Origin of the sequence: Bradyrhizobium sp. SHOUNA76 (genome assembly GCF_023006445.1) — a bacterium.
Lineage (GTDB): Bacteria > Pseudomonadota > Alphaproteobacteria > Rhizobiales > Xanthobacteraceae > Bradyrhizobium.
In genome coordinates this window covers 1-9,365 of sequence record NZ_JALBHA010000229.1, presented here as the reverse complement: position 1 = coordinate 9,365, position 9,365 = coordinate 1, and the positions used below count along the sequence as shown (strand labels likewise).

Annotated in this window: 8 protein-coding genes; all 8 read right to left on the bottom strand. The window is 64.8% G+C overall.

What is annotated here, in order from left to right:
- The coding region (locus MOV74_RS21970) for a hypothetical protein (RefSeq protein ID WP_246926646.1) at nucleotides 1-596 on the bottom strand (596 nt) is incomplete at its 3' end.
- Between the two features lie 262 nt (nucleotides 597-858).
- The gene (locus tag MOV74_RS21965; protein ID WP_246926644.1) at nucleotides 859-2,832 is read right to left on the bottom strand and encodes an acetyl-CoA carboxylase biotin carboxylase subunit; all 1,974 of its coding nucleotides are present in this window, start codon (nucleotides 2,830-2,832) and stop codon (nucleotides 859-861) included.
- Entirely contained in the window at nucleotides 2,829-4,445 is a 1,617-nt protein-coding gene (locus MOV74_RS21960) for an acyl-CoA carboxylase subunit beta (RefSeq protein ID WP_246926642.1), read from the bottom strand. Before MOV74_RS21960 ends, MOV74_RS21965 begins: the two co-directional genes overlap by 4 nt.
- Nucleotides 4,446-4,545: 100 nt before the next feature.
- Nucleotides 4,546-5,412 carry a 3-keto-5-aminohexanoate cleavage protein gene (locus tag MOV74_RS21955; RefSeq protein ID WP_246926640.1) on the bottom strand — a complete coding sequence of 289 codons (867 nt, stop codon included), beginning with the start codon at nucleotides 5,410-5,412 and terminating at the stop codon, nucleotides 4,546-4,548.
- Between the two features lie 206 nt (nucleotides 5,413-5,618).
- Nucleotides 5,619-6,419 (bottom strand): AraC family transcriptional regulator, encoded by an 801-nt coding sequence (locus MOV74_RS21950; protein WP_246926638.1) that lies wholly within the window; start codon nucleotides 6,417-6,419, stop codon nucleotides 5,619-5,621.
- Nucleotides 6,420-6,611: 192 nt separating this feature from the next.
- Nucleotides 6,612-7,265 (bottom strand): glutathione S-transferase family protein, encoded by a 654-nt coding sequence (locus tag MOV74_RS21945; RefSeq protein WP_246926637.1) that lies wholly within the window; start codon nucleotides 7,263-7,265, stop codon nucleotides 6,612-6,614.
- The gene (locus tag MOV74_RS21940) at nucleotides 7,262-8,428 is read right to left on the bottom strand and encodes an acyl-CoA dehydrogenase family protein (protein WP_246926635.1); all 1,167 of its coding nucleotides are present in this window, start codon (nucleotides 8,426-8,428) and stop codon (nucleotides 7,262-7,264) included. Before MOV74_RS21940 ends, MOV74_RS21945 begins: the two co-directional genes overlap by 4 nt.
- 112 nt (nucleotides 8,429-8,540) lie before the next feature.
- Nucleotides 8,541-9,365: acyl-CoA dehydrogenase family protein (locus MOV74_RS21935; protein ID WP_246926633.1), on the bottom strand; the 825-nt coding region annotated here is incomplete at its 5' end.

Genomic DNA, 9,365 nt, shown 5'->3' with positions numbered 1-9,365 from the left:
CGCGTCAACGCCAGGCCCACGGCCAGCGCCATGCCGCCGTACTGCACGACCACCCATGGCGTGAGGTTCTCACGCGCCACCCAGGCAGCTAGCAGACCCGCGATCATCATCAGCACCAGCACGGCTTCACCGGCCCGCACGCTGATGCGCTCACTGGCTGCGATACCGAGAAAGCCCGCAAACGCAACCGCCATGCCGAGACGATCGGCGACCAGGCGCTGCGGCACGTCGGGGTCCAGATGATAGAAGCCCGAGCCCAGGCACGTGAGGATCAGCCCCACGAAGAGCCAGCTTGCACCGACGGGCGCATCATGCCGGGCGCGCAGCCGCTCCGAGCCCCAAACGCCCATCGCGAGGAAGGCAAGATTGCTCAGCACGTCGCCGGCGTTCGGTATGCCGAGCCAGGCGCGGCCGTCGACGAAGTGGGGAATGTGCCAGGCTGCAGCGGGTAGCGGGGGCGCCAGGAGCGCCGCCAACGCCAGGGCGAGCAGCGCGGCGATCAGATATTTTTCGCGCGTCTGGAGGGGAGGGAACGACGGTCGCGGGGACTCTGAGGGGCGCGTGGCGTCTCGGGCGGGATATGTTGGGTGCAACATGAAGGCCTCCAGGATGATTGAACATCGTTCACAATTAGTAGCCAGAAATTGAACAATGTTCAATGGAGGTTTGAGGCAGCTCTGCACCGACCGAAATGACGTTGAAATCACTCAGTTTTCAGAGGTTGCGGCCAAGGCTGATGTTGTAGATGGGCAAAGCGAAGCGTGCCCACCATCCTTATGCCAATCGAAACGAATGGTGGGCACGGCGCGCGAAGAGCGCGCCTTTGCCCACCCTACGATTGTGAGCTGGCGGCGCCGACTAGGCCCCGATCTCCGCGACGATCCGTCCCGTGGTCACCTGCTCGCCTTCGGCGACGTCGATCGCAGCGATGACGCCGTCGATGCCGGCTTTGTGGACGTGCTCCATCTTCATCGCTTCCAGCGTCAGCACCGGCTGGCCGGCGGTGACGCGATCGCCCGGCTTGACTAGCACGGCGACGACGCGGCCGTTCATGGCGGCGCGCACCTTGCCATCGCCGCCGTTGGCGGCAGCGGCCTTCGGCGCAGCGAGGGTCAGGTCAGTCACCGCGAGCGGGATACCGCGGTGCTGGAGATAGAGCCGATCGCCGTCGCGCAGGAACTTTGCGCTGTCCATCACGCCGTCGTGGCGGAAGCGGATGGCGTCGGCATCGAGTTGGTCGATCTCAAATCTGTCCTGTCGGCCGTGGGTGGCAACGGCGTAGCTGCCGTCGCGTTCGCGGGTGACTTCGAGCTCGAACGTCTGGCCGGCGATCTCGATTCTCGCCGGCAGAGGGAACGTTGCCGACAGGCTCCGGCCACCGCGCCATGACGGTGCACGCGGATTTGTCACGTAGAGCAGCAGGCCCGCCAGCGCCGTATCGAACGCAGCATCCGCCCGCGGCGCCAGCAACTCGTCGCGGTGCGCGCCGATGAAGGCCGTCGTCGCCTCGCCCCTGGCAAAACCGCGATGACGCAGGCACGACATCAGGAAAGCCTGGTTGGTGGTCACGCCAAAGGCCGTGAGCTGCTCCAGGCCGACGATCAGCCGCCCCCTCGCCTCCTCGCGCGTGACGCCATGGCTGATCACCTTGGCGATCATGGAATCGTAGAACGGCGGGATCTCCGAACCCGATTGCAGCGCGTGCTCGACACGGATGCTTTCAGGCACCTGCCAGCGCGCCATGCGGCCCGATTGCGGCATGAAGTCGTGCTCGGCATCTTCCGAGCAGAGCCGCACCTCGATGGCGTGACCAGAGAGCTTGATATCCTGCTGATTCACCGGCAGCGCCTCGCCGCGCGCGACGCGCAGCTGCAGCTCGACGAGATCGAGCCCGGTGATCGCCTCGGTCACGGGATGCTCGACCTGAAGACGTGTATTCATCTCCATGAAGTAGAACGCGCCGCTCGCATCGAGCAAAAATTCCAGCGTGCCGGCGCCCTCGTAACGTAGCGCCTTGACCGCGGCGACCGCGACCTCGCCCATTTTTGCGCGCAGCTCCGGCGTCACAGCGGGCGACGGCGCCTCCTCGATCAGCTTCTGGTGCCGCCGTTGCACCGAGCAGTCGCGCTCGCCGAGATGGATGGCGTTGCCATGGCTGTCGCCGAACACCTGGATCTCGATGTGACGGGGATTCTGGATGGCGCGTTCCAGGATGACGATGGGATCGCCGAACGCCGCCTTCGCCTCCGACCGCGCACTGCGCAGCGCATCCGGGAACGAAGCAGCGTCCGTCACCATCCGCATGCCGCGTCCGCCGCCGCCGGCGACGGCCTTGATCATCACGGGGAAGCCGATCTTTTTGGCTTCCGCGAGCATCACATCGTCACCCTGGTCGGCGCCCTGATAGCCGGGCACGACGGGAACGCCGGCCTTTTTCATGATCTCCTTGGCACCGGCCTTGTTGCCCATCGCCTCGATCGCCTGCGGCGACGGGCCGATGAAGACGAGGCCGGCATCCTTGCAGGCTTGCGCGAAGTCTTCGTTCTCGGCGAGGAAGCCGTAGCCGGGATGGACGGCGTCCGCGCCGCTGGCTTTCGCGGCGGCGATGATCGCGGGGATGTTGAGATAGGATTGCGCCGGCAGGGCTTCGCCGATCCGCACGGCCTGATCGGCCTGCTTGACGTGGAGCGCGTCGCGATCGGCATCCGAATGGACCGCGACGACACCGAGGCCGAGCTGCCGCGCGCTGCGCATCACGCGCAATGCGATCTCGCCGCGGTTGGCGACCAAAACCTTGAAGAACGGCCGGCGCTGCACTGATCCGTTCCTCATGGGCGGGCCACCGAAAACTGCATGCGCTGAGGCGTGCGCGCATCGCCCTCGCGGCAGATCGCGAGCACTTCGGATAGCACCGCGCGGGTGTCGCGCGGATCGATCACGCCGTCGTCGAGCACGCGCGCACTGGTCGAGAACACGTCCATCTGGCCGTCGAACACGCCGATGATCTGCGCCTTCATGGCATCGAGCTTGTCTTTCTCGATGGGCTTGCCGCGCCGCGCCGCGGCGGCCTCGGTCACGATCGCCATGGTTTCAGCCGCCTGCTCGCCGCCCATGACCGCGGTCTTGGCGTTGGGCCAGGAGAAGCAGAAGCGCGGATGGAAGCCGCGACCGCACATGCCGTAATTGCCGGCCCCGAAAGAGGCGCCGCAATAGATGGTGATCTGAGGCACGGTGGCCGAGGTGACCGCCTGGATCATCTTCGAGCCGTGCTTGATCATGCCGGCTTCTTCATAGGCCTTTCCGACCATGTAGCCGGTGGTGTTGTTGAGATAGAGGATCGGCGTGCGGGTCTGGCAGCAGGCCTGGATGAAATGCGTCGCCTTGTTGGCGCCGGCGGGATCGAGCGGGCCGTTATTGGTGATGATACCGATCGCCTGCCCCTCGATGCGGGCATGACCGCAGACGGTGGCGGGCCCATAGTTCGGCGCCATCTCGGTGAAATCGGAATCGTCGACGATGCGCGCGATCACTTGGCGCATGTCCACGGTGCGCTTGTGGTCCATCGGCATGATGCCGAGCAGCTCGTCCTGATCGTAGCGCGGCGGCTTGAATTGCGGAGGCGCCTTGCCCGGACGTTCCCATTCCATTGCCGCCATGATCTCGCGCGCGATGCGAAGCGCATCGCGATCGTCTTCGGCGAGGTAGTCGCCGAGGCCGGACACTTGCGTGTGCATCTCGGCGCCGCCGAGCTCTTCCTCGGTCGCGATCTCGCCGGTCGCCGCCTTCAGCAGCGGCGGCCCTGCAAGGAAAGCACGCGTGCGGCCGCGCACCATGACGATGTAGTCGGAGAGACCGGTCTGATACGCGCCGCCGGCGGTCGAAGAGCCATGCGTGACGGTGACGACGGGCAGGCCTGCCGCCGAGAGCCGGGCGAGATTACGAAAGATGTTGCCGCCGCGGACAAAGTCCTCGACGCGGTAGCGCAAGAGATTGGCGCCGGCGCTTTCGACGAGCTGGACATAAGGCAGCTTGTTCTCGAGCGCGAGCTCCTGCACCCGCAGCGTCTTGTCGAGACCGTAAGGTTGCAGTGCCCCGGCATCGATGCCGGCGTCGTTGGCGCTGACCATGCAGCGGATGCCCGAGACGAAACCGATGCCGGCGATGACACCGCCGCCGGGCACGCTCTTGGCGGCATCTGATACGTCGAACATGTAGCCTGCGAGCGTGGACAGTTCGATGAAGGGGGCACCGGGATCGAGCACCAGCGCGACGCGCTCACGCGGCAGCAACTGGCCGCGCTTGTGAAAGCGTTCCTTCGCGGCCGCCGACGCCGCACGCGTGCGCTCTTCCAGCGCGCGCATGCGGTCGATCAGGCCGAGCATGCCGTCGCGGTTGGCCTGGTAGGCGGCGCTGCCGGGGGAGATGGTGTTTTCGAGAATGGACATGACAGACCTTGATCGTCATTCCGGAGCACGCGGAGCGTGAACCCGGAATCTCGAGGTTCCGGGTTCGATGCTGCGCATCGCCCCGGAACGACGGGGATACTCAGCGATTCGTCCCAAAGATCTTCCGCGCCTCGGCCGGGCTCGCGATCTCGCGGCCGGCGCGGCGGGCACAGGCCGCGATGGCTTCGATCAGCTGGCCGTTCGACGTCACCTTCTTGCCGTCGGCGAGATAGAAGGCGTCTTCGAGACCGGTGCGCAAATGGCCGCCGAGCTCGGCGCAGCGTTGGTGCAGCGGCCAGATCTCCTCGCGTCCGATGGCGGTGACCTGGAAATGGGCCTCGGGTCGCTTCAGCTTGATCAGGATCGGGAGCAACTCCGGATCCGACGGCATTCCCGAAGCAACGCCCATCACAAAATTATATTCGAGCGGCCCATTGTACATGCCGACCTGGCGGTACATGCCGACGCAGCGGACGATGCCGACGTCGAAACACTCGAACTCGGGGATGGTGCCGACCTCGTTCATGACGTCGAGATAGTCCTTCACCTTCTCGACCGCGTTGTCGAACATCATCGGCGGCCAGGCCCAGGTATTGTCGGCCTTGACCTTCAGGTAATTCAATGAGCCGGCGTTGCAGGCGGCGATCTCGGGCTTGGTCTCGCGGACGCAATCAAGCGCGCCTTTGTAATTCGGCCCTGACACGCCCGTTGTGTGGTTGATGATGACGCCGGGGCAGGCCTCGCGGATCGCCTGCTGGATCTCCTTGCTCACCGCTACCTCCCAGGACGGCAGGTGCCCCTTGTTCGGCGCCTGCTGGCGCAGATGAATGTGCATGATGGACGCGCCGGCATCGAACGCAGCCTTGGCCTCCCGCGCCATCTCTTCGGGCGTCACGGGCACGTTGTGCTGCTTCGGGTCGGTGAGCACGCCGTTCAGCGCGCAGGTGATGACGGCCTTGTCGCTCATGCCAAAAATGTCTCGCACGTTGAGAAGTCAACGATTGCGATCATGTGATGGGTGGCATGCGGCTTCTTGCGCGGAGAAGCTGAAGAAGGGCGAGCTTTCGTAGGGTGGGCAAAGGCGCCCTTGCGCCGTGCCCACCACGTCTCGCCGTTAAGGAAATGGTGGGCACGCTTCGCTTTGCCCACCCTACGGGAGCTACGAGAGCGGTGCTAGCTCGCCTCCGCGAGCCGCACCGTCTCGGTGCTGCGGTAGATCGCAAGGTCGCGTGAGCCGACGAAGATCGCGCGCGGCTTCAATCCGTAGAAGCGGCGGATCGAGTGGCTGAAATGCGTGGAATCGGGATAGCCGATATCCTGCGCGAGATGGGCGAGGTTGAGGTCCTGGTTGGCGAAGTGCAGCAAATGGCGCGCACGCTTCCAGGCGCGGAAGGAGCGGAAGGAGATGCCGGTCTCTTCCTTGAACAGATGCAGGAAGCGCGAAGCCGAGAGCCCTGCTTCCGCCGCGCAGGTGTCGGCCGTCACCGGTTCGCCGGAGAAACGCCCGATGCGGGCGACGGCGCGGGTCACCCGCGGGTCGAGCTCGCGGCGCGGCAGCGCCTCGCCAAAGCACATCTGGTCGAACTCAGCGGTCGTGATGTCGCCATAGCGGCGCTGACGCAGCAACGCGTAGGCGGCCAGGATCTTGCGGGCATAGGCGGCCTTGTCCGGACCACGCAACCGCTCGGCCAGGACTTCGATCATGCCATCCGGCATGCTTTCCGGCTCCAGCGTCACGCTGATGACGCTGCGATAGTCACTGGCGATGGTGTGCCGCTGGTTCGGCAGGGTCACGATCAATTCGTCCGACGTGTGGACATCGTCAATCGTCAGGTGCAGGCTGCCCTTCACCGCAACATAGACATGGCAGCAGCCGGGGGTCCGCTTGCGAGGGCGGCCGAGCAGGCCGGCATAGAATACCCGCTCCGGCGTGATCAGCATCAGATGGTCGGATTCGCGACCTTTATCTTCCATTGGGATCCTCCTCGCGCGGCTCTCTGGCCGCTGCGGACGGGGGTCACCTTAGCGGAAATTTGGCCGCTGTCACGACGGGATAGCGCTGTCATGAAAACAAGCGCCGTCATTCCGCGGCGGTCTGCAGGACCGCCCGGAACCTCGAACTTCCGGGTTCGATGCTGCGCATCGCCCCGGAATGACGCAAGCAATCTACGCCCTCACGCGAGACGCAACATTCTGCTCGATGCCGGCCTTTTGCTCCGCAGCAACGGCACGCTTGAAGCCGTCGCGCTGCTGCAATCGCGCCCAATAGGCTGCGACATTTGGCCCGAAATCCTTCGCCAGCCCGGTGGTTCCAGCGAGCCGGAGCGCGTAACCGATCACGATATCGGCCGCGGTGAAGCGGCCCGCGCACAATGTATCGGCATTTGCCGTCGCTGCCTCAACGGCGCGCAGCCGCCCCAGGAACCATTTCGCATAGTCGCCCACGACCTTGTTGTCCCGCTGATCCGGCTCGTGCTGGCTGTAGCGGAGCACCAGCGTTTGCGGGAAGGTTAATGTGGCGTCGCTGAAATACATCCAGTTCAGAAAGGCGCCGTAGGCGGGGTCCTCCGGGCCGACCATCAAAGGCGTCGGACCATATTTGATGCCGAGATAGTGGCAGATGCCGGAGGACTCCGTCATCTTCGTCTCGCCGTCGACCATGAAGGGAATCGTGCCGAGCGGATTGAGTGCGAGATATTCCTTGGCGAAAACCCGCGGCGGGAACGGCAGCATCTTCAGTTCATAGGGCAGCCCCATCTCCTCCAGCATCCAGAGCGGACGGAACGAGCGCGCAGCCTCGCAATGATAGAGCGTGATCATGATGCATTCCCTTTGCTACCCGGCAGCGTGCCCATCATCTTGCACAGGACCATCAGCATGACCTCGTCGGCGCCGCCGCCGATCGAGGTCAGGCGGCTGTCGCGATAGGCGCGGCTGACCGGCGTCTCGTTGGTAAAGCCCATTCCACCCCAATATTGCAAGCAGGCGTCGGTGAGCTCGCGGCCAAGCCGGCCGGCCTTCAGCTTGGCCATGGTCGCAAGCCGGGTCACGTCCTCGCCGGCGACCAGCTGCTCGGCGGCGCGATAGATCAGCGCGCGCAACAGCTCGACCTCGGTCTGCATCTCCGCCAGCTTGAAGTGCACGACCTGGTTATCGAGGATGCTCTGGCCAAAAGCCTTGCGATTGCGGGTGTATTCGATGGTCTGATCGATGATGTATTCATGCGCCTTCAGGCAGGCCGCCGCGCCCCAGAGCCGCTCCTCCTGGAACTGGATCATCTGGTAGGTAAAGCCCTTGCCCTCCTCGCCGATCCGGTTGCGCTTGGGCACGCGGACATTGTCGAAGAAGATCTGCGCGGTGTCCGAGGAGCGCATGCCCATCTTGTCGAGCTTGCGCGCCACGGTGACGCCCTTGCTCTTCATGGGCACGCAGATCAGCGACTTGTTGCGGTGAACGGGTCCGTCGCCGGTGTTGGCGAGCAGGCAAATCCAGTCGGCCTGGGTGCCGTTGGTGATCCACATCTTGCCGCCGTTGATGACGTAATCGTCGCCGTCGGAGCGCGCCTGCGTCTTGATCGAGGCCACGTCGGAGCCTGCGCCCGGCTCGGAGACGCCGATGCAGGCAACGAAATCGCCCGAGATCGAGGGCGCCAGAAATTCGCGGCGCACTTCGTCCGAGCCGAACCGCGCCAGCGCCGGGGTCGCCATGTCGGTCTGCACCCCGATCGCCATCGGCACGCCGCCGCAGGTGATCGCGCCCAGCTCCTCCGCCATCATCAGCGCATAGGAATAGTCGAGGCCCGAGCCGCCGAACTCGACCGGCTTGTTCAGGCCGAGGAAGCCGAGGCTGCCCATCTTCTTGAACAGCTCGTGCGCCGGGAAGATGTCGGCCTTCTCCCACTCATCGACGTGGGGATTGATCTCGTTCGCGATGAATTTCTGCAGGGAGCGGCGGATGTCGTCGTGGTCGACGGTGAACAGCATTTTACTCCTGTCATTCCGGGGCATCGCGAAGCGATGAACCCGGAATCTCGATATGTTAGGACTCATCTCTAGGTCCCGGGTTCGCGCTCCGCGCGCCCCGGGACGACGGTTGTCACAACCCCATCTGCCGGCTGGCGAGATCCTTCATGATCTCCTCGGTGCCGCCGCCAATGGCGTTGACCTTGACCTCGCGGTAGATACGCTCGGCCTTGATGCCGCGCATGAAGCCGGCGCCGCCGAAGATCTGCACGGCTTCCGAGGCGCAGAACGCCATGGTCTGCGTCGCCTGGTTCTTCATCATGCAGATTTCGGCGACCGGGCTTTCGCCCTGCTCCAGCCGCCAGGCCAGCAGCTCCAGCATCGCCTGGGACGCTGCGACCTTCTGCGCCATATCGACGATCTTGTGGCGGATCACCTGGTGCTGCGCGAGCGGCTTGCCGAAGGTCTTGCGCTCCTTGGCATAGGCGACCGCCTCGTCGAGGCAGACCCGGGCGAAGGCGGTGCAGCTTGCTGCCATGCCCATGCGCTCGCTGTTGAAGTTCTGCATGATGATCTTGAAGCCTTGCCCCTCCTCGCCGATCAGGTTTGTGGCGGGTACGCGACACCCGTCGAAATGCAGCGTCGCGGTGTCGGAGGCCCACCAGCCCATCTTCTTGAGCTTGGTTCGCGACAGGCCGGGCGTGTCGCCTTCGATCAGGAGAAGGCTGACGCCGCCAGCGCCATCGCCGCCGGTACGCACCGCAACGGTCAGATAATCGGCGCGCATTCCTGAGGTGATGAAGGTCTTCTCGCCGCTCACGACGTAGTGATCGCCGTCGCGCCGTGCCCTTGTGCGGAGGTTCGCGACATCGGAGCCGCCGCCCGGCTCGGTGATCGCGAGCGCCGAGATCTTCTCGCCGCACAGCACCTGCGGCAGCACCCGCGCCTTCACCTCGGG

Coding starts and splice junctions, on each gene's coding strand:
- MOV74_RS21945 (WP_246926637.1), bottom strand. CDS start 7,265: ATGATCACGCTCTATCATTGCGAGGCTGCGCGCTCGTTCCGTCCGCTC.
- MOV74_RS21950 (WP_246926638.1), bottom strand. CDS start 6,419: ATGGAAGATAAAGGTCGCGAATCCGACCATCTGATGCTGATCACGCCG.
- MOV74_RS21965 (WP_246926644.1), bottom strand. CDS start 2,832: ATGAGGAACGGATCAGTGCAGCGCCGGCCGTTCTTCAAGGTTTTGGTC.
- MOV74_RS21955 (WP_246926640.1), bottom strand. CDS start 5,412: ATGAGCGACAAGGCCGTCATCACCTGCGCGCTGAACGGCGTGCTCACC.
- MOV74_RS21940 (WP_246926635.1), bottom strand. CDS start 8,428: ATGCTGTTCACCGTCGACCACGACGACATCCGCCGCTCCCTGCAGAAA.
- MOV74_RS21960 (WP_246926642.1), bottom strand. CDS start 4,445: ATGTCCATTCTCGAAAACACCATCTCCCCCGGCAGCGCCGCCTACCAG.